Source organism: Natronolimnobius baerhuensis (genome assembly GCF_002177135.1).
Lineage (GTDB): Archaea > Halobacteriota > Halobacteria > Halobacteriales > Natrialbaceae > Natronolimnobius > Natronolimnobius baerhuensis.
This window is the reverse complement of sequence record NZ_MWPH01000001.1, coordinates 1,026,883-1,046,772: the sequence shown is the minus strand read 5'-3', so window position 1 is coordinate 1,046,772 and position 19,890 is coordinate 1,026,883. Positions and strand designations below refer to the sequence as shown.

The following is a 19,890-nucleotide window of genomic DNA, read 5'->3' as shown; positions in this document are numbered from 1 at the left end:
CCATTACTCGGCTTGCCGAACCAGGACGTCGACTGCGGCAACGCTTCCAAGCCCAACCGTGAGCCAGTACGTGCTCAGTCGGTAGATGAGTGCGATGGTCAACGCAGCTGCGGGCTCGAGGCCGGCGAGCGCGGTCAGGCCGGCGGTGATCATCGTTTCGACGCCGCCGGTGCCGCCGGGTGCGGGGACGACCGAACCGAGTTTACCAAGTGCGACGACGAGTGCGACAATTGGGAGAGCGAGTTCAGCGCCGATTGCCAACCCGCCAAGATAGACCGGGAGCATGAGAAACGCCATGCCGAGATGGGCGGCAACCGCTGCGACGAGGAGCGTCGGCCGATCCGCCGTGATGCGCTCGAGCGAGCCGTAGAATCCATCGAGACGATCACGGACCGCGCTGGCCTCGAGATGGTCGTCGAAGCGAGTTGTGAACTGGCTAACGACTTGGTAAATTCCGTCTGTGACTGTGAGAACGAGGGTGTAGACGACGCTTGGTCGACGAATTGCAACGAAAACGGCCGAGACGAGCGTGAGAAAGAGGACGGCGAACGCGACCAGTTGGGTACCGAGTCCGCTGCCGAGGGTCCCACGGATCGTGATGATTCCCAGTGCGAAAAAGCCGAACGTGTAGTAGGGGATGTAGTTGAGCACGTCGGCCGAGAGGACGCCGGCGAGACCGTCTTCAAACGCGATATCCTCTCCTCGAGCGACCAGATAGGCGACGAACGGCTCGGTTGCAAGTTGGCCGTAGGGGGTGATGTATTTGATGAACATCGCGGTCAGAAAGACGGCCGCGATCCGTCGGCGCGTGATTGAGGTGTTGACCACCGAGACGAACCGTTCCCAGACAATGCCACGGAACGTAAGCGCACAAAGTCCAGAACAGACGCCGAGTGCAAGGAATCGCCCGTCTGCAGCCCGAAACTGTTCGAGGACGTCCTGGCCACCAATAACGGTGAAAAGGGCCACCAGCAAACAGAGGGCAACGACAAACCCAAACGCGATCCGACGTTTCACGAGTGGACACTCTCAATGAGTCTACAACTATGTTATGACTCAGTGGAGACAGACAGCGAAGTTCCACCCTGAAAGACATACGAGCTGATGACTCTACCCTATTCTGGAGTGTAACGGGGCTGAAACGGTCATCAGCGACCGGATGCTGTTCAATGCGTCATTAACATACGGCACCTGCAGGCCGCACCGAAACCAAGTGGAACGTCCTATCCAGAGATATGTCCCATCAAAGACTGAACCGACGCAAGTTCGTCGCGGCAGTAGGTACAACCAGTGCGCTCGTTCTGGCTGGCTGTGCAGACGACGGCAATGGCGATGATCCCGATGATGAACCACCTGAAGAGGAGGATCCCGCAGTCGACGAAGAGGATGACGACGAAGAGGATCCACTCGATGAAGAAGAGGAAGAAGATGACGAGATGGAGGATGAAGAGGACGAAGAAGATGACGAGATGGACGACGAAGATGGCTACACGCTCACCGTCACCGTCGAAGACGCTGACGGCAACGCTGTCGAAGGCGCAACCGTCGAACTCGAGGAAGCCGACGAGGACGATGAAGACGACGAGATGGACGACGACGAAGATGACGATGAAGAACTGGATGATGAAGACGATGAGGACGAAGACGACGAGGATGACGAGGACGACGATGACGACCTGATGGACGACGAGGAAGACTGGGAAGACGAAACCGACGAGGACGGTGAAGTCGAATTCGAGGACCTCGAGGACGGCGAGTACACGGTCCACGCCGAATACGAGGGCGACGAGGCCGAGGAAGACGTCGAAATCGACGGCGACGACGAGGACGTCACCCTGACGCTCGAGGATACTGAGGTCGACGGCGAGGATGACGAAGACGAGGACGACGAAGACGACGAGGACGACAACGACGACGACCTCTAACCGATCCCCGTAGCGTTCGATTGCTCATCGACTCATCCGCTCCTGGCCGCTTTTTTGCGACGACAGAGACGACGTCGAGAGCTAACTGACCCGTACTGATCACTCGAGAGCCATTGCTGTCCCCAAAGCGGTCTTGGTCATCCGTCCCATAGCATCCCCCATGCGCGATGAATCGGAGATTCGCGAGCAGTATGAGTTCCTCATCGAACACCTCGAGAGCGAGGATATGCGCCACGACGGCGTCGAAGAGATGTTTACCTATTACAAACGCGCACTCGGCTGGGTCCTCGAGGAGGAACACATCTAGCAAACCCAACCTATCACCAACGAAGCCTGTGTCGCAACAGTTAAGTACACCCAGCGAATTTTTTCACCTGACGCTTCGCTTGGAGGGCCGAAGCGTCAGCGGGGACCAATTCAGGGCGGCAAGCAATCGCGTGGCCTTTTTCCGCCACGCGATTTGCTTTCCTGTTTACGAACGATAACTCGCGAGCGACTGCTCGGCCGTTCTCGAACACAGTACACACTAACTCGTGGTGTGTTTCCATCACTGGCTCAGATCTGACAGCCATGATGTTGCATTACCACAGCCGCCACTCATCACGCTCAGGCACTCTTTCAGCACGTCGTTTATATACGCTCCCGATGAACGCTCGAGGGTGAACGAGGTTCCGTTGCAACTCGTCGAGGCGCCGCTCGAGGAGCCAGTCGTCCGAATCGCACTCGCTGGGGCACTGGGAATGTTTCTCGGCCTCGAGCGCGAGTGGTCACAGAAGGCGGCCGGTATTCGGACGTTCTCGTTGATCAGTCTGCTCGCGGCCGTCTTCACAATCCTCGTCGTCGAGTCCGACATCGGCGAGAGCCTCCTCATTTTGGGCGGCCTGCTCGTCATCGTCCAGGGTGTGTTGCTGGCCGTCAAGGGCTTGCTCGGCGAACCGGACGCCAGCGAGGCCGGACTCTCGCTGACGACCTCCGTCTCGATGCTCGTCGCCTACGGCGTTGGCGCGCTCGTCGCGGCCGGCTTCATCGTCGAGGGCGTGACCGTCGCCGTCCTCTCGTCGCTGCTGCTCGTCCTCAAGCGAGAACTCCACGAGTTCGCCTGGGGACTCTCCCGCGAGGAAATGCGCTCGACGACCGAGTTCGCGATTCTCGCGTTCGTGATCTACCCATTGTTGCCGCCGGAGTATCCACTCGACCTGGGCGCGACGACGCTCGACCTCGAGCCACAGGTGATCTGGCTCATGGTCGTCGCCGTCGCCGGTATCGGCATCGTCAACTACGCCATCGTCTCGAGTTACGGCGGCCGCGGGATCGCCGTGACCGGGTTTTTCGGCGGGCTTGCGTCCTCGACAGCCGTCGTTGGGACAATGCTTGATCACGTCCGCCAGCGCCCCGCCGCCGCATCCTACGCCGTCGCCGCCATCTTGCTCGCAAATGCGGCGATGGCGGCTCGTAACCTCGCGATTGCGGTCGGCTTTACGATTGGCAGTGGGAGTCCGATCCTTTTCGAGGCCGTTGTCCCGCTCGGTGCCGTCATCGTGCTCGCGTTCGTCATCGCCGGCCTCACCGCCGACTGGCGTCAATCCGGCGAGATGGAACTCGAGAGCCCGTTCTCGCTGAAAAACGCGCTCGGCTTCGGCGCGGTCTTTTTCGGCGTGCTCGTTTTCGGCTCGCTCGCTGAAACCTGGTTCGGCACCCTGGGATTCTACGCGACCGCCGTCGCGAGTGGGTTCGTCTCGAGTGCGGGTGCAACGACCTCTGCAGTCGTCCTCTACCGCGGCGGAGAGCTCGCAGCCGCCGAGGCGACGATTGCCATCTTGCTCGCGACGGTCTCGAGTATCATCGTCAAAGCGATGCTGGCCGCGACGTCGTCGAACCAGCGATTTCGTCGCCAAATTGCGATCTACAGCGCCGTGTTGTTAGTCGGCGGTGCGGTTGCCTCGGTCATTTTCGTCATCTAGGCGCCGAGATTCCACCATTGGTACTCAAAATCCGCCTCGAGCGGGACAACGTGAACAAATACTCATATTTGTAGACCGTTCGGATGAGTTTTGGTCTATCCCGTTCTATCATGCCTATGGATCGTGACACGGTCGAGCCGTCGGTCGAGACTATCCCCGGCGAGCGCGCAACGCGGTGGGCCGAGTACCACCACACGACTGCCGCGCCGAGTACCTACGTCTACGAGTTCGTCTGGGATGCGAGCGCGCCGGCCGTCGGGCCGTTCTGTACCGACGTCGACGGCAACATCCTGCTGGACTTTACGAGTCACGTCGCCGCCGCGCCGCTCGGCTACAACAATCCGGTTCTCCGCGACCGACTCGAGGAGTTCGACCTTGTCGATCCCCTCAAAATCGCCGGACAGGACTTCTACGTGGCTCTCGAGGGATCAGATCACCCACGTGAGACCGAGTTTCCCGGCCCCTCACAGCTGATGGACCGCCTCGTCGCCGCGACCGACCACTACGACATGGACCGCGTCTTTCTCTCGAATTCGGGGGCCGAAGCCGTCGAAAACGCGATCAAGATCTGCTACGCGTCGGGCGGTCACCGCGGAGCCACCTTCGAGGGCGCATTTCACGGGCGCACGCTCGGCGCGCTCTCGCTCAACCGCTCGAAGACCGTCCATCGGCGTGGCTACCCCGAGATACCGGGCATCATCGCGCTTCCGTACCCGGCGAGCCGAGAGGCCTACGAAACCCGGTGGCTGACCGACGGTCCCGGCGGGAACGTCCTCGCGGACACGCTCCACCCCGACACCGGCGTTATCGACCCCGACGAACTCGCCTACGTCATCCTCGAGCCGATTCAGGGCGAAGGCGGCTACCGCGTCGCTCACGAGGCGTTCGCTCGCGACCTCGAGACCCTCCGCGAGCGCTATGGCCTGAAAATCGTCGTCGACGAGATTCAATCCGGCGTGGGCCGAACCGGGGAACTGTGGGCCGTCGACCACCTCGAGTTGACGCCGGACGTGATCGCCGCGGGCAAAGGCCTGCGCGTCGGCGCGACGATTTCGCGCTCGGACGTGTTTCCCGAGGAAACGGGGCGACTCTCCTCGACGTGGGGCGCAGGCGACATCCTCGCCTCGCTGCAGGGCGCGTTGACACTCGACGTGATCCACGAACAGAACCTGCTCGCGAACGTGCGTACGCGTGGTGAGCACCTCCGACATCGGCTCGAGGAACTGGCCGCCGAGCACGAGCGCCTCATCGACGTTCGCGGCCGCGGCCTCATGCTCGCCGTCGAGTTCGATACCAAAGCCCACCGTGAAACCGTCCTCGAGGCAGCGTTCGAACGCGGTCTCCTGACGCTTGGCTGTGGGTACAAAACGCTGCGATTGCTCCCGCCGCTGGACGTGACCGAGCGCGAGATCGACCTCGCGATGAGGCTACTCGAGGATTCGCTCGAGGCGACTGCCGAGACGTGAGGAAAGGGTGAGTCTCTCGTCTGTATCTCAGTGTACTGACTCTCGAATGCCTCCAATATCTATAGTAGCCACTGCAAGTCAGTACACACCTGATCGCCAGACAGGTGGGCGATCAGTGTGTAAATAGTTGCAGTTGTTACTATAGTCCCACATCATTATTCCGTCGAGAACGACTGTTACGACATCTTTTTCACCACCGACTGCTACCACCTAGTTGTATGAGCGACTTCGACAAGTTCAGTGACGTTGGCGAGGCGGACGTAACGCGTGCAATCGGGCAAGAATGGACCCAGGAGTTCATGGACTTCTCCGACTCGGACGTCATCATCGTCGGTGGCGGTCCCTCGGGACTCACCGCGGCGAAAGAACTCGCAGAGCGCGGTGTCAAAGTGATGGTCGTCGAGAAGAACAACTACCTCGGCGGTGGCTTCTGGCTCGGTGGCTTCCTCATGAACAAAGTCACCGTTCGTGACCCAGCCCAGCAGATTCTCGACGAACTCGACGTCTCCCACAAGCAGTCCGAAGACAGCGAGGGACTCTATGTTGCGAACGGCCCAGAGGCCTGTTCCGGCCTGATCAAGGCCGCCTGCGACGCGGGCGCGAAGATGCAGAACATGACCGAGTTCACGGACATCGTCATCCGCGAGGACCACAAGGTCTCTGGGATCGTCATGAACTGGACGCCGGTCCACGCGCTGCCACGCGAGATCACCTGCGTCGACCCGATTGCGGTCGAAGCGGATCTGGTCATCGACGCGACGGGCCACGACGCGATGGCGATCACGAAACTCGACGAGCGCGGCGTGCTCGACGCACCCGGCATTCAGGATGCCAAAGAACGCGGCAAAGTCATGGACCAGACCGACGACAACACCTACGGCGCACCCGGTCACGACTCGCCCGGCCACGACTCGATGTGGGTCGGCAAGTCCGAAGACGCCGTCGTCGAACACACCGGCCTCGTCCACGATGGCCTGATCGCGACCGGTATGGCGACCGCGACGACCTACGGCCTGCCACGCATGGGTCCAACCTTTGGTGCCATGCTCGTCTCCGGCAAACGCGCCGCCCAGGTCGCACTCGACGAACTCGAGGTTGACGCCGAACCGGTCGACATCACCTCGCGCGCTGCCACGCCGGCCGACGACTGAGACGGACTCCTGTACGTCAGTGTCGGCCCGACCACAACCTCCTGCAGTCGGACTGGCAAATCGATACCGGAGCGGAGCGACTCGGTGGCGCGAACACAATCACTTAAACGAGAAGCGGGCGCTGTCGGCTGCGTCCTCGTCGGGAGCCGTCGATTCGACTGTGGCGTTCGAGTTCGTGTGGGTCGAAGCCATGTCCTCGTCGAACTCCGTGACGTCGTCCTCGCCCGTATAGGCCCGTTCGACGGTCGAAATCTCGAATCGTGCCCCGCCGTTCTCGCTCTGGGTTACTGACAGTGACCACCCGTGGGCAGTCACAATCGAGGAAACGATTGACAGCCCCAGTCCCGTCCCCTCCGGCGTTGAGGAGTAGCCGTACTCGAAGATCTGATCTCGGTCTTCCTCGGGAATCCCTGGCCCGTCGTCGCTGATTGCAAATCCGGTCCCCGTCTCGAGGGGTTCGACCCAGACTGTCTCGCCACCGTGATCGGCGACGTTCCGAAAGAGGTTCTCGAGCATCGTCTTGACTCGCGAGGGATCGGCTCGAATCCGGTAGTCGGGAGCAACCTCGTTTTCGAAGCGCAACTCGCGTGTATCGCTCGTCGTCCACGCGTCGTCGACGAGTGATCGAAGCGCAACGAACGTCGTTTCGTCAATCGATTCACCCTCCCGCGAGAGCGTCAGCAGGTCGTCGATCGTCTCTTCCATCCGCTCGAGTGCGATCTCGACGTCTTCCAGGTGGTCGAGGTCGCCGGTTTCACGGGCGAGATCCGCGTAGCCGTTCGCGATCGAGATCGGATTTCGAAGATCGTGAGAGAGGACGCTGGCGAATCGTTCGAGCTGGTCGGTCTTGTGCTCGAGATCGACCGCGTATCGCTCGAGTTCGGTCACGTCGCGCATGATCAACGCGTAGCCGCGCGGTTCACCGGCGTTCGTGATTTCGGAGGCACTGATTCGGATCGTTCGCGAGTTATCCGCTCTCGAAATTCGAATGGTTCCGGCGAAGGGTGCATCGAGCGTCCCATCGACCTGTTCGACGATGGCTGTTGCACCGCCACCGTCGGCACAAGACTCGTCTTTCTGTGCGACGAGGGCCGGGTACGCGTTGTCGAGCGTGTCACCGATTCGGTCCTCGAGGTCGGGAAACAGGTCGCTCGCGGGTTCGTTGAAGTCGGAAATTCGTCGGCTTGCGTCGACGACCACGATAGCGTCGTCGATGGAGTCGAAGATCGTCTCGTGTGCAAGCGGCGTGACGTCGAAAAGTTGCGTTCGAAACAGCGCGACTGCCACGAAGACGCCGAAGATGCCGTTGCCGTAGTGGACGTATGGGAAGCCGGGTACGGGGGCGAGACTGGTCTCTGCGATTCCGCTCGTGATCCAGATCGCGATGATTCCGACGACCACGACACCAGCCTTCCAGCGAGACCGTCGTCGCGGAAAGATGAGCATGTGAACGAACAGTCCGAACGCGAACAGTGGGTACATCCCGAGCAGGCCGAACAGCACGAACCAACCGGTGGTAAACTGGGGAACGAAGAGTTCGAACGGCTCGGTCTGGAACGTGGAATCCACGATTGCGAGTCCGAAGACTGGGTCTGTGGCCCAGATGAGGATCGGGACGACTGGACTGGCGAGTATCGCCCCCCAGATCGGCTTCGTCAACCAGTGTTCCCGTCCTGTGTAATACACCGCGAGGACGAACCAGACGATCGGTAACACGAGGCTGACGAGAAATGCCAGTCGGTACCAGAACGCCTGCCAGGTCACTGTCGATCCGAGCAACTGGATGGCAGTGAGCAGCGCGACCGTTCCGTGACCGACCAGCAGAACGATCATCGCTGTTCCCGTTCGATCCTGACTCTGCTGGTGAACCCACCATGCCGCAAGTAGCGAGATCAAGGCTACACCGACCAACGCAATAAGATGAGCGGCATAGAGCATTACCCTATATTGATTCTGGACCCCAATACTGTTTGTGGCTTTCTTCCGCCAATGCTCGAACACACCGGAAGCGAGCCGACGGTTCGTGTCTCGGTCGTCCGAGAGGGCTCGGCGACGATCCTCGAGTGAACTGACGATGGCCCCGACATTCCCGACCACGAGATCGACGTTCTCGAGGAGGGGCGCGAGACGGCCCTCCAGCACAGCAACGGGATTGGTCTCTGGCTGGTCGACTGGGTCGTCGCCCACTCCGGCGGCGAACTGTCGTTCGATAGGGCAACCGACGGGACGACCGCCACAGTTCGATTTCGGTCGGCTGAGGCCGAGGGCTCGTAGGACATCCCACATTTGAAGCCACCTGCGGTGATCGTAACTGTTTCACCGGGTGGTACCACTACCTTGTATATGGTCGAGCACGTGATTTGCTATCGAGCGCCGACGACCGTCGTCGATGTCGAAGCCATCGCAAACTGGCTGTCCGAACGGCTCTCCGTCCCGGTCACAGTTCGCGACCGATTTCTCGATGTCCACCGGAACGACGACACTGACTTGGCCGAGCGATTCGCTGAAGCACGCGTTCCCTCACCGTACGAGCGCGAGACCGGTAACACAATGTTGGGAACGATTCGCTACGAAGAACGCGCCCTCGAGCATCCCGAGCGCAGCGGTGGCGTCCTGTACGACGGCGTACAGGTCCAGCGCGCACTCAACGCCGCGTTGCCGGCCGACGAGCGTGGGCTCGAGACGGCACACGTCGCGTTTCTCGACCGGGCAATCGGGACCTGGGGCGACCACGATGGGCGCTGGCATAAACGCGTCAACGTCCTCGGCCAGCCAGCGCTCATTTCGGTTCCCGGCCTCTACGAGGCCCCGGCCAAGCCGGAGGAATACTACAAGGAACAGCAGCGCCATGCACTGCTGTCGGGCGACACCCCGCCGCGGGAGGTCCTCGAGAATCAGGTCGAGGGCGAGTTCCTGATCGAGGACGATCCCCGGAGTACGGACGCCCTGCGAGGATACGCCCTGCAGGCCTCCCACTATCTCGCACACGGCAAAGCGTTTTGCGACGAGGAGGGCTGTTGCCTGTTCAACGCCCACTATCACGAGGAGCTACTCGAGGCACAGTTACGCGACCCGTTGTTCTGTGCGGACCACGAACAGCTGTACGGGTGAGTGACTCACTGTGTGGAGCCCGCCGTCACGGTCTCCGACCACAGCGTACTTTTGTCTCGCTCGCGTGAGAAACGAACAATGAGTGAGAAGTTTACAGTCGAGATGCCCGTTCGCTTTCGCGACCTCGATCCGCTGAATCACGTCAATAACGCGGTCTACGTCAGTTACCTCGAGTCGGCCCGCGTCGCCTACGTCGAGGAGGTGTTCGAATCGAGTCTGTCGGATATCTCGTTCGTCGTCGCCAACCTCGAGATTTCCTACGAGCGCCCGATTACGATGGACGACGACCCAGTCATTGTGCTCTGGACGACCGACCTCGGCACGAGTAGTTGTACGATGGCCTACGAGATCCGCGTCGACGGCGACGTGGCCGCGACGGCCGAGACGGTCATGGTCTGTACCGACCTCGAGACGGGACGTCCAACGCCGATCCCGGACTCGGTTCGCGAGCGAGTGCAGGCATACGACGACCTCGAGTAGCCCGAATCATCGCTGTGCGATTTCACCACCAGTCAAGCGAACGACGCCGAAGACGTGGGTTTCGTCGGCAATCGCCGCGGAGCGTTCTCGAAGCCGTGCGTGGGCGGCGTCGATTTTGCGGTCGAGACGCAGGTGTGGCTCGTTTTCGTAGCGCAACTTCATCGTTGGTGGCGTCGAGAGTACGACAATCGCCCGGAAAACGGCGTTGACTGGCGGTGCATACCACTCGTCGCTCCGAGCAGCGTTCGCGAGGACGACGTGCCCGTCCGGGCCGACGAGATCACACCAGTCGTCGACCGCCCCTGCGGGATCTGCGAGCATGCCGACGACGAAGGTTGCGAGCACGGCGTCGACGCTGGCGCTAGTGTCTGTGTCGTGTCCGGTTTCCTCGAGTGCGGCGAACGGCGGACTGGTTGCATCGCCGCGAACGACGTGAACGTTGTCGTACTCGCTGGTCAGATCGCGCGCTCGCTCGAGGACGGGGCGCGTGAAATCGACGCCGATAACCGTTCCCTCGGGGCCGACGCGCTCGCGCAGGTAAGGGAGATTCGCACCCGTGCCACAGCCCATCTCGACGACGGTATCGCCCGACTCGAGTCCGCAGGCGGCGGCTGCTCGGCCGCGGAGGCGTGGAATGCCGGGCGTTCGACGCGCGATCAGATCGTAGAGGCGCGCCCAGCGCCCGTAGAATTCCTGGGCGGATTCCGAGTTCGTACTCGCGCTCATACTGCTGCTTGGCGTTGTGTCACCATAATCGGATGGCCACCGTCTCGCACAGCGATGAGATGAGGCTTAGATGAGCGCTCGAGCGGCGTCCGCGACCGACTCTGCGTCCGGCCCGAGCACGTAGATCAGCGGCTCGATTCCCATCCCGCCGGTCTGGTACAGCACCGTTGCGTCGGGTTCGCTCTCGATGGCCGCGCTAACGCTCGAGACGATGTCGTCCGATTCGTCGAACTCGGCGGTGACGTGGCCGCGTTCTTCGAGCGTGGCGAGTGTCGACTCGTCGTAGGCGATGTTGAGCGCCGCGGAGACGTCAGCGCCGTGGCGACGCGCTGCGAGCAGGACCGTTGCGACGTGCTCGGAGACGCCGAACTCGGGGTCTGCCGGCACCGTTGCCTTTCCTTTGACGTCGAAAATCCGGCCGGGAACGCCGGCCACGTCCTCGACATCGCTCGCGTCCGGCGTGCAAGCGACCAGATTCGAGCCGACGGCGGGGATCAACGTTGCGAAGCCGCTCGCGTTCTCGAGCAGGCGAAGCCCGCCGCGCAGCGACGAGAGGACGCGCTCGCTGGTCCGAAGAGCGCTTTCGGGGTCGTGAACCCGGAAACTCGCGTCGTAGTCGGCGAGTTCGGGAACGGCGTCCTCGTGGAGGTCCGCGAGGAGGTCGCTTCCGCCCTCGAGCGTGCGGATGAGGACTTCGATTTCGATGAGCGCCTGGACGGGCGTGACGTCGCCAGCCGCGAGTCCCTCGGCAAGTTCTTCGACGAGGGAGACCACGCGCTCGTCGCGCTCGATTCGGTCGTTTGTCGCCACGTCGCCGTGGGCGTACTTCGAGACTGCACTCTGGCTGATTCCGAGTACCTCCGCAACGTCGCTCTGTGTGAATCCCTGCTCGCGGAGTTCGCCGGCCAGCATCGACCGGACCGTCGGCAGGAACTCGTCGACGACGATCTCTTCGACGAATTGCATTTGTCGGCGCTACGCACGCCGCCGGGATAACTCATTGGACCTGTCGCCAGTCGCCGTCTGTGCCGGCCCACCACCTCGAGTCCCGCCAGGTGAACACGCTTATTTCGGGCCCGCGACAACACTCGAGCAATGTCCGCCAAAGCAGGCGCGTTCGCGCTCATCGCGGGGTTGGTGACCTTTTTCGGTGTCGGGCTGACCGTCACCGGCCTCACCGAACACTGGGTCAACTACTCGCTATTGCTCGGGCTGTTTGCGGGCACGGCTGCCAGTCTCGCCGTGACCACGAGTGTCTCGGTCGTACTCGGTGAGGACGTGCCGGCACAGAAGCGCCGAATCGCAGGAATCATCGCCGGCTTCGGCGGCGGGCTCGTCGTTGGACTGCTCGGGGCTGCATGGCTCGAGGGGATTGGTCCGGTCGCCTCGATGGGAATCGGCTTCGCAACTGGCTGTCTCGTCGCCGTCGGCGTCGGCCTGATCGACCCGTTCGGCAGTGACACACCGCGAGAATCGACCGATGACGACCGCGACGCTCGAGACTAAACTGGCGCGTTACTCGCCCGTCCGCTCGAGTTGGTCGCCGCCGAACTCGTCGTCGCTCTGGATGCGCGAGGCCTGTGGCCCGTCCTGGTCCTGATACTTCGAGCCGCGGTCGCTGCCGTAGGGGCGTTCGGCTTCGGTTTTGAGTTCGGTGAAGGTGAGCTGTGAGATGCGCATTCCCGGCGTGAGTGCAACAGGTGCGCTGCCGAGATTCGAGAGTTCAAGGGTGATCTGGCCGCGATAACCGGGATCACAGAGTCCTGCGGTCGCGTGGACGACGACGGCGAGGCGGCCAAGCGAGGAGCGGCCCTCGACGTGGGCGATCAGGTCCGCCGGAATCTCGACGCGCTCGTGGGTCGTTCCGAGGACGAAGTCGCCGGGATGAAGGATGAAGTCGTCACCGTCTTCGACGACGGTTTCGGTGACGTACTCGTCGACTTCGTTCTCGGAATTCGGGTGAATACAGGGGATGTTCGTCCGCTGGAACTCGAGGAACTCCCGCCCCAGTCGCAAGTCGACACTCGCCGGTTGAATCTGCAGTTCCGGGTCGTCGAGGGGTTCGACAACGAGCGAGCCGTCCTCGAGTCGGTCGAGAATGTCCGCATCGGAGAGGATCATATGTCTGCTCTCGAGTGGCCCGTTCTAAAAAGAATCCGAATCGGTTTGAACTACACGAGCCACGGCCAGAAAAACCACACCGCACAGAGACCGACACCGAGCGCCGCAGCGGGTGTCGCAACGGCTCGCTCGAGGCCGAAGGCATGGCGAAAGCCATCGCGCCAGCAGTAGCCGATCCAGATGCAGGCGATGGCACCAGCGGCGATGACGACTGCGATGTTCGTCGCGGGCGTTGCCTCCGACCCACCGACCGGACCGAACTCGAGGATGAGAAATCCGCTTCGGGCGAGGAGTGCGGGAACGAGCCCCCACGCGGCGAGGACGAGCGCGTCCACGGGTTCGCCGTCGCCGCCTGCGGCCTGTCCGATGACGTACGCGATGAGCGTGAACACGAGCAGCGTGAGCACGGTTGACTGGAGGGTGTGATAGAGCAACCTGCCGTACTCGTTGGCCCATTCGGACGCAATCGCGTACCGCATGAGCATGCTGATGGCGACACTCGCTAGCCAGTACGCGATAATCGGACCAACGACTTTCCACGGAGAAAATGCGTCCGAGCGGGCGAAGTAGTCGTTGGGAAAGACAAGCGGCGTTCGGACCATACAGCAACATGACACGAGGTTCCGATAAGTGTTGCGTGAGTGACTTCACAACGAGAAACCCGTCCGTAATCGCCGCGGCTATGGGTGTCGGCGTCGTCTGCGGGCGTATGAAACAGGCCATCGTCGCCCGCACCGACATCGGCATGGGACAGGGAAAACTCGCCGCACAGGTCGCTCACGCGTCGCTCTCTGCATACGAAAAGGCAGATAGCCAGCGTCGGAGCCAGTGGAAACAGGGCGGCCAGAAGAAGGTCGTCCTCAAAGGGACCAGCGAACGGCAACTGCACGAACTCTCCGAAATCGCTGATAGCAAGGGGATTCCGAACGCCCTGATTCGCGACGCCGGCCACACCCAACTCGAGCCCGGCACCGTCACGGCGCTGGCCGTCGGCCCCGCAGCGGATGACGACGTCGACAGTGTGACAGGCGAACTGTCGCTGTTCTGATCTCGGACGCGCGCTCGAGTCGTTTTCCGTCGACCAGTCATCGTCCGCCACAGCGGCGACTGCGAGAACGAACCGATTTATCCCCGGCAGCCAAAGCCACGCCCAGTATGCGCCCGGCCCACCCCACGGAACAGGCTGTCGGCATGGAGTATTACGTCACTGACGCCGACGGCGTCGGCGGTCACCTCCGCGAGGACGACGAGGAGTTTCGCGTCCGCGAACTCGAGCGCTTCGACACCGAGCCGGTCGATGCGCCGACGGACGCCTACCCGCACCTCGTGTTCCGAGCGACGCTGCGAGGCTGGGATACGAACGACTTTGCCTCTCGGGTCTCCGACGCGCTGGGGATCTCCCGCGAGCGGGTCAACTGGGCCGGCACGAAAGACAAGTACGCCGTGACGACGCAGCTGTTTTCGGTCTACGGCGCTGATCCCGACGACCTGCCTGACGTCAACGGCGCTGAGCTTGAGGTCCTCGGGCGCGCGGGCCGAAACCTCGAGTTCGGCGACCTCGCGGGCAACGCGTTTACGCTCGTCGTCAGCGATCCCGAGCAACCCGACAACGCGGCAGCGATCACCAACGAGTTACAGGCCTTCGGCGGGCTCGAGAACGCCGTCGACGGCGATGACGAGCCGACGCCCGTCGGCGTGCCCAACTTCTTCGGCCAGCAGCGATTCGGGAGCCGTCGGCCGGTCACCCACGAGGTCGGCCTCGAGATTGTCCGCGGCGACTGGAAGGGCGCGGTCATGGCGTACCTCGGCCGTCCCGCTGACGCCGAACCCGAGAGCACGCAGGACGCCCGAACGTTCGTCGAGGAGACCGAAGACTGGCAGGAAGCCCTCGAGGGATTCCCCAATCGCCTCCGCTACGAGCGTTCGATGCTCCATGGCCTCGTCGAATGTGAGGGCGAACCCGAACCCGACGACTTTCGGGCCGCTCTCGAGCGCGTCCCCTCGAACCTCCAACGGCTGTTCGTCCACGCCGCCCAGTCGTATGCGTTCAATCAGATGCTAAGCAAACGCCTCGAGCGCGGGCTTCCGTTCGACCGCCCGGTCGCGGGTGATGTCGTCTGCTTTGCCGACACCGACGCGCCCGACGAACTCGAACTACCCGACACCGACCGATTGCAGCGCGTCGACGACCGGCGCGTCGACTCCGTCACTCGTCATTGCGAGCGTGGGCGGGCGTTCGTCACCGCGCCACTGGTCGGCACCGACACGGAACTCGCAGACGGGGAACAAGGCGAGATCGAACGCGAGGTACTCGCTGACCTCGACCTCGAGCCAGGCGACTTCGATCTACCGGGTGAGTTCTACTCGAGCGGGACGCGACGCGCGATTCTCGTTCGGACGGACCTCGAGGTGGGCCTCGAGCCGCTGTCGCTGTCGTTTGCGTTGCCGAAGGGATCCTACGCGACGGTGATGGCACGGGAGTTCCTGAAAGTCGATCCGGTCGACCTCGGCTAACAGCAAGTTGGTACAATCGATTTGTGTCAGGTCTGGCAGGTCCAGACGTGCTATCGGGGCCTCGAGCAGATTCTCCTTGGCTATCACGTGGATGAACGAGGAAGAGTCACTGTGATCGTGTTTCCGTCGCCCTCGGAGCGCGAGAAGTCGACCCAGCCGTTCGAGAGGTCGACGACCCAGTAGACGAGCCACAGCCCCAGCCCCGAGGTGTGATAGACGTCGGTCATCTCCCACTCGCCGGTCAGGACGCGAAACTCGAGTTCGGGAATCGGCGGGCAGTTGTCTTCGACAGTAATCGCGACAGCACCGTCTCCGGTCGCTTCGACCGTGACCGAAACCGCTGGCTCGTCGCTCGGGGCGTGTTCGACCGCGTTCTCGAGCAGTTCGTAGATCGCTGCCTCGAGTTCGGTAATCGTGATCGCTCGGGCAGCGTCCGGGAGGTCGGTCTCAATTGAAACGTCGTGGGATGCTCGGATCTGCTCGATAGCGTCAGTGACGACGTCGACGATATCCGTTGGCGAGCGAACGGGGGCGTCTGCCAGCAAATCGATCACCCGACGTTGTTTGGTAGCACTTTCGAGCAGTTTTTCGCCGTACTCGCGAATGACGGCTGCGTGTGCCGAGACGGTGTCTGGCTCGAGTGGTGGCGTGTCATCGTCACGAGTGTCTGGCGTCGCTCGAGTGAGTTCGTCGGCGGTGCCAAGAATAACGCACATATCGTTGCGAAGGTTGTGGCGCAAGAGCGTATCCATCACGATGAGTTGCCGTTTGCGTCGTCGCCGGTCAGTGATATCGCGTGTAAAACCGACGATGCGCGTGACCGTGCCGTCTGTGACGACGGGTTCTGCACGGACCCAGACCCAGCGCTCATACTCGAGGTCCGGGTTCACCCGATACTCGACACTGGTCGGTGTCCCGGCCGAAAGCCGTTGCATCGCCTGCTCGACTGCCGGGACGTCGTCCGGATGAATCACATCCAGAAACGAGTGTGGATCTTGCTCGAGTTCGGCGACCGGCTGCCCGAAGATTCGCTCGTACGCCGGATTGACGAAGAGCAGTTCCTCCCAGTCACCGGAAAACAGCCACAGGACGTCACCGGTCGTCTGGGTGATCGTCTCGAGGCGCTCGCGTGCCTGTTGTCGATCCCGTTCGGCGGCCACCTGTTTGGAAATGTCACGTGAACTCACGACGTATCGCTTGCCTGTCTCTCCATTCTCGGTCGCGTTCGCATCGATCTGTGTGCCAATGTCGACGTTCGAGAGCCGACTCTCGAGCCACGTCCACTCGCTATCTGCCGTTCGGTGCCGATATCGAACCGTTATCGTCTGGTCCGCAGCAGCCGCCACAAAGTGGTTGAATCGCTGTTTGATGGCCGCCACGTCGTCGTCGTGGATATACTCGAAGACTGTGTCGCCGATCAGTGCCGCTGGCTCGAACCCGAGTATGTCTGTGCTTGCCTCGTTGACGTAGACATACTCGCCAGTGTCCTCGATCACGGCGATTTTGTCCTGTGCACACTCGAGCAGGAGTTGTGCCCACTCATCGACCACCATTGATAGACACATAATCCTTCGTGTATAATGGTTATAAACGTGGTGCCGTCGCTGTGCACTTTTCGTCGATCTCTGTTCCCCACAGTATCACGGACACCCGTGTCGCCATCAAAAAGACGATGTCGAACATCGTCGTGTCACATCGCCGCGAGTGGCGCTGTGAACAGTGTACTCGCGTTATTCGGTTGCGACGTCTTCTTCGTCGACGTCGACAGCAGTCGCTTCCTCTTCGGCGACTTCTTCGGGGTGGGCCTCGAGGGTCGTCTTCTGAATCTCGACGCGGCGAAGCGGGTAGATCGTCTTCGCTTCGCCGTAAATACCCGAGGAGAGGCGGCCTTCGACGACGCTGTCGATCAGCTCTTCGAAGGTGCGTTCGGCTGCAGCCTCTTCGATCATTTCGACCATCTGGTTACGGATGGCCTTCTCCTGGCTTGCATCGGCCTTCTTCGTCGTGAATGCGACGGGCTGGATCTGGACGCGGTAGTCATCCGTCGTGAGGACGGTGACGTAGGCCTCGATCTTCGAGGCACCGCGACGGACCAGCGAGCGCAGGTAGTCTCGGGTCAGCGAGTGCTCGACGAACTCCGTGTATGCCGAGTCGCTGCCAACATCGTTGATCTTGAAGGTCAACTTGGTGTTGTTCTCGCTGGCGTTGTTGTTGAGTTCGCCAAGCGTGGTCTCGATGGTTCGGCCGTAGACTTTCTCCGGTTCGTCAGCGGGGGTCTCGCCGAGCTCCTGCCGGTCGAACTGCTCCGGTGCGAGCACGGTGTACCACCGCTTCTCCTGTTTCGCGCGTGAAACTGAACGTTCACTCATTGGTAGTAGTGTTAGTGTTGTGAGCTGCATCGGACGCTCGCCCGCGTCCGTCGGTTGAATCAACTGTCCCGCTTGCTCCTCGGTCGAGAACCTCGAGTGCAACCTCGAGATTGACCACGTAATCGTCGGCCGTCGCCTGGAGTCCGCTGGTCGAATCGCGTTCGATGGTTGTGACGAGCGTGTCGCCGTCGACACCCGTCTCCATCTCGTCTGTGTTATCCGGACGCAGCGCTCGTGCGAGCCGTCCCGGCTCGTCATGTCGCGTCCGAATCGTCACGCTTGCTCGTCGACTCATTGGTACTCCCTCACTGTCTCGATGATCGTCGTCTCGTCGACGGCAGGATCATACTGCAAGTAGCCACGCCGACCACTGGCAGTCACGTCGTACGTCACGCCCTGGTCGGTGGCGTCGCCAGTGCCCTCGAGTACACTCTCGAGATCGCGTGCAACGCCCTCGAGCGGCGGCAGCGTCCCCTCTCGAGTCGCCAGTGCTGCCTCGCCAGCGCCGACGGCGAGGACGAGTGGCTCCGGCGACCGGAAGGCTGTGCTGAGTGCTGCGACCGCCTCGACGGGTCCATCGTCGATCCCGACCACGAACAGCCCGTCGTAGCGGCCGGTCGACGCCGCCTCGAGTGCATTGTGAGCGCGGCGACCATACTCACGCCAGACAGCCAGTGCTGGCTCGCGGGCATCATGGCCCATCGCCAGCGCAGCGCCGGTTCCCGGTTCCGTTTGGGCCGTTGCCTCGAGTACGTCGGCGTAGCCGCCAACGGTCTCGAAAGGCGCGTCTGGCGTTGCATACGGTTTCAGCACGCGCTGGATCGACTCGGCTGCGGCGGCAGTCGCCGCCTCGGCGCTGACCGCATCGAGTGCCACGACCGACCCGAGCGCGCGATGATCGGTGTGCTCGAGCGTCGTGCCTGAGGCATCCGCATCATCCGCACGGTCTGTCTCCGCCTCGAGATCGGCTCCGATTGCGTCCGAGAGCGTTTCGTGTGTCGCATCCACGTCGCCCGACCACGGTGCGCTCACTCGCGTCGAGTGTGCAAGCCCGTCGACGGGGTCTGCCGTTGGGATTGCGACTCCTGGTCGGCGCTCGACGAGTCCGCGCTCTCGAGCCGTTTCGATGAGCCACTCGCTTTCACCGGCTCCTGGCTCGACGCCAGCAGCAACGAGACCAGCGAGTGCGAGCACGAGATCCGGCGTTTCGCCGAGATCGCGAACGTGATCGACAGCTGCCAGCGTCGCCGGCCGGTCGTCGGTATCGAGTCGCGTCGCATTCGTGGCGTCGGTCGATCCGACAACGAGCGTCAGATCCCCGTCGCCCCCGGTCGTCGCCTGTGCGCGCTCGGTGCGTGTCGCAACCGTGCGGCCGACTGTCACCTGAAACGGCGTCCCGCGCGCAGCCAGCGCTCGCGCGACGAGCCCACTCGCTGCGAGCCCGTCACCATCCGCTTTCGTTACGAGGCGGACGAAGCTCGCGCTCTCGAGTGCGCTGGCGGTCGTCGAATCGGACGCGGAACGGCCGTCGGTAGACATCGGTCAGTTAGTTCTCTTCGAGGAGTTCGACTGCGACGTCGTAGGAGTACTGGAAGTCTGCCTCGAGTTCGTCGCCACGGTAGTAGGCGACGAGTCGACGGACCTTCGACTCCGTGTTCTGCAGGGATCGCTTGTTCTGGTAGTCCTGTGGGTTCTGCTGGACGTGCTCGCGCAGACGCACGGCGCGTTCCATCAGGTTCCGAAGATCCGCAGGAATGTCCGACTGTGCGTCGTTCTCCTCGAGGATTTCGGTGAGCTTCTTGCCGGTCGCCAACTTGACGTCCGGGACGGGCGTCCCCGTGACACCTTCGTCACGCAGTTTGATCCCAATCTGGCTTGGGTCGTGGCCCTGCTCTGCCAGTTCGACGACGCGGTCTTCGATCTCGTCGGCGTCGACGTCGCTCCACTCCGGTGGTTCGTCTGCCGTGGGCTTGTCCGAACCGGACGAGCCGCGACGGCGGGTATGCATTCGTGCCATTGGTTGAGGATAGGAATCGCACTGACCGCTGAGTCATACAACAGCCCGC

At 62.1% G+C, this 19,890-nt stretch carries 21 protein-coding genes; 10 read left to right on the top strand and 11 right to left on the bottom strand.

Annotation, left to right across the window (positions count from 1 at the left end; all coding sequences use genetic code 11):
- Window positions 1-3: 3 nt before the first annotated feature.
- Entirely contained in the window at window positions 4-1,017 is a 1,014-nt protein-coding gene (locus B2G88_RS04985) for a lysylphosphatidylglycerol synthase transmembrane domain-containing protein (protein WP_087714134.1), read from the bottom strand.
- Window positions 1,018-1,235: 218 nt separating this feature from the next.
- On the opposite strand from B2G88_RS04985, the gene B2G88_RS19025 reads away from it, so the two are divergent.
- The 5 genes from B2G88_RS19025 to B2G88_RS04965 all read left to right on the top strand — a co-directional run bounded on the left by B2G88_RS19025 (window position 1,236) and on the right by B2G88_RS04965 (window position 6,503).
- Window positions 1,236-1,925, top strand: a complete 690-nt coding sequence (locus B2G88_RS19025; RefSeq protein ID WP_054863067.1) for a hypothetical protein — start codon at window positions 1,236-1,238, stop codon at window positions 1,923-1,925.
- Between the two features lie 160 nt (window positions 1,926-2,085).
- The gene (locus tag B2G88_RS19450; RefSeq protein WP_176393176.1) at window positions 2,086-2,232 is read left to right on the top strand and encodes a hypothetical protein; all 147 of its coding nucleotides are present in this window, start codon (window positions 2,086-2,088) and stop codon (window positions 2,230-2,232) included.
- Window positions 2,233-2,584: 352 nt separating this feature from the next.
- A complete protein-coding gene (locus B2G88_RS04975) occupies window positions 2,585-3,886 on the top strand; it encodes an MgtC/SapB family protein (RefSeq protein ID WP_087714133.1) in 1,302 nt (433 codons plus the stop codon).
- Between the two features lie 116 nt (window positions 3,887-4,002).
- Window positions 4,003-5,352, top strand: a complete 1,350-nt coding sequence (locus B2G88_RS04970) for an aminotransferase class III-fold pyridoxal phosphate-dependent enzyme (RefSeq protein ID WP_087714132.1) — start codon at window positions 4,003-4,005, stop codon at window positions 5,350-5,352.
- A gap of 218 nt (window positions 5,353-5,570) precedes the next feature.
- Entirely contained in the window at window positions 5,571-6,503 is a 933-nt protein-coding gene (locus tag B2G88_RS04965; protein WP_087714131.1) for a sulfide-dependent adenosine diphosphate thiazole synthase, read from the top strand.
- A gap of 99 nt (window positions 6,504-6,602) precedes the next feature.
- Here the strand turns inward: B2G88_RS04965 and B2G88_RS04960 are convergent, their stop codons facing one another.
- Window positions 6,603-8,789 (bottom strand): histidine kinase N-terminal 7TM domain-containing protein, encoded by a 2,187-nt coding sequence (locus tag B2G88_RS04960; protein WP_087714130.1) that lies wholly within the window; start codon window positions 8,787-8,789, stop codon window positions 6,603-6,605.
- 57 nt (window positions 8,790-8,846) lie between these two features.
- On the opposite strand from B2G88_RS04960, the gene B2G88_RS04955 reads away from it, so the two are divergent.
- Window positions 8,847-9,614: a DUF7001 family protein gene (locus B2G88_RS04955; RefSeq protein ID WP_087714129.1), complete on the top strand. Its 768-nt coding sequence runs from the start codon at window positions 8,847-8,849 to the stop codon at window positions 9,612-9,614.
- A 78-nt stretch (window positions 9,615-9,692) separates the two neighbouring features.
- Window positions 9,693-10,094 carry an acyl-CoA thioesterase gene (locus tag B2G88_RS04950; protein WP_054863075.1) on the top strand — a complete coding sequence of 134 codons (402 nt, stop codon included), beginning with the start codon at window positions 9,693-9,695 and terminating at the stop codon, window positions 10,092-10,094.
- Between the two features lie 6 nt (window positions 10,095-10,100).
- Here B2G88_RS04950 and B2G88_RS04945 read toward each other — a convergent pair whose 3' ends face one another.
- Window positions 10,101-10,820, bottom strand: a complete 720-nt coding sequence (locus B2G88_RS04945) for a class I SAM-dependent methyltransferase (RefSeq protein WP_087714128.1) — start codon at window positions 10,818-10,820, stop codon at window positions 10,101-10,103.
- A 66-nt stretch (window positions 10,821-10,886) separates the two neighbouring features.
- Window positions 10,887-11,786 (bottom strand): thiamine-phosphate synthase family protein, encoded by a 900-nt coding sequence (locus B2G88_RS04940; protein WP_054863070.1) that lies wholly within the window; start codon window positions 11,784-11,786, stop codon window positions 10,887-10,889.
- 129 nt (window positions 11,787-11,915) lie between these two features.
- Here B2G88_RS04940 and B2G88_RS04935 point away from each other — a divergent pair, with 129 nt between their 5' ends.
- A complete protein-coding gene (locus B2G88_RS04935) occupies window positions 11,916-12,326 on the top strand; it encodes a hypothetical protein (RefSeq protein WP_176393175.1) in 411 nt (136 codons plus the stop codon).
- Window positions 12,327-12,335: 9 nt separating this feature from the next.
- Here the strand turns inward: B2G88_RS04935 and dcd are convergent, their stop codons facing one another.
- Both dcd and B2G88_RS04925 read right to left on the bottom strand, forming a co-directional pair.
- Window positions 12,336-12,941: a dCTP deaminase gene (gene dcd, locus B2G88_RS04930; protein WP_087714127.1), complete on the bottom strand. Its 606-nt coding sequence runs from the start codon at window positions 12,939-12,941 to the stop codon at window positions 12,336-12,338.
- A 50-nt stretch (window positions 12,942-12,991) separates the two neighbouring features.
- The gene (locus B2G88_RS04925; protein WP_054863071.1) at window positions 12,992-13,543 is read right to left on the bottom strand and encodes a YIP1 family protein; all 552 of its coding nucleotides are present in this window, start codon (window positions 13,541-13,543) and stop codon (window positions 12,992-12,994) included.
- A gap of 107 nt (window positions 13,544-13,650) precedes the next feature.
- Here B2G88_RS04925 and pth2 point away from each other — a divergent pair, with 107 nt between their 5' ends.
- Both pth2 and truD read left to right on the top strand, forming a co-directional pair.
- Window positions 13,651-13,989, top strand: coding sequence for a peptidyl-tRNA hydrolase Pth2 (gene pth2, locus B2G88_RS04920; protein ID WP_054863076.1), 339 nt, complete (start codon window positions 13,651-13,653; stop codon window positions 13,987-13,989).
- A gap of 107 nt (window positions 13,990-14,096) precedes the next feature.
- Window positions 14,097-15,455: a tRNA pseudouridine(13) synthase TruD gene (truD, locus tag B2G88_RS04915; RefSeq protein ID WP_087714126.1), complete on the top strand. Its 1,359-nt coding sequence runs from the start codon at window positions 14,097-14,099 to the stop codon at window positions 15,453-15,455.
- Between the two features lie 83 nt (window positions 15,456-15,538).
- Here the strand turns inward: truD and B2G88_RS04910 are convergent, their stop codons facing one another.
- From B2G88_RS04910 to B2G88_RS04890, 5 genes are all read right to left on the bottom strand, one after another.
- Window positions 15,539-17,008 (bottom strand): PAS domain-containing protein, encoded by a 1,470-nt coding sequence (locus tag B2G88_RS04910; RefSeq protein ID WP_087714125.1) that lies wholly within the window; start codon window positions 17,006-17,008, stop codon window positions 15,539-15,541.
- A 177-nt stretch (window positions 17,009-17,185) separates the two neighbouring features.
- The gene (locus tag B2G88_RS04905; RefSeq protein WP_087714124.1) at window positions 17,186-17,824 is read right to left on the bottom strand and encodes a 30S ribosomal protein S3ae; all 639 of its coding nucleotides are present in this window, start codon (window positions 17,822-17,824) and stop codon (window positions 17,186-17,188) included.
- A complete protein-coding gene (locus tag B2G88_RS04900; protein WP_054863073.1) occupies window positions 17,817-18,119 on the bottom strand; it encodes a KEOPS complex subunit Pcc1 in 303 nt (100 codons plus the stop codon). The genes B2G88_RS04905 and B2G88_RS04900 overlap by 8 nt, the downstream gene beginning before the upstream one ends.
- Window positions 18,116-19,363 carry an exonuclease gene (locus B2G88_RS04895; RefSeq protein ID WP_087714123.1) on the bottom strand — a complete coding sequence of 416 codons (1,248 nt, stop codon included), beginning with the start codon at window positions 19,361-19,363 and terminating at the stop codon, window positions 18,116-18,118. Before B2G88_RS04895 ends, B2G88_RS04900 begins: the two co-directional genes overlap by 4 nt.
- 7 nt (window positions 19,364-19,370) lie before the next feature.
- Window positions 19,371-19,841 carry a 30S ribosomal protein S15 gene (locus B2G88_RS04890; RefSeq protein WP_054863074.1) on the bottom strand — a complete coding sequence of 157 codons (471 nt, stop codon included), beginning with the start codon at window positions 19,839-19,841 and terminating at the stop codon, window positions 19,371-19,373.
- Window positions 19,842-19,890 lie beyond the last annotated feature (49 nt).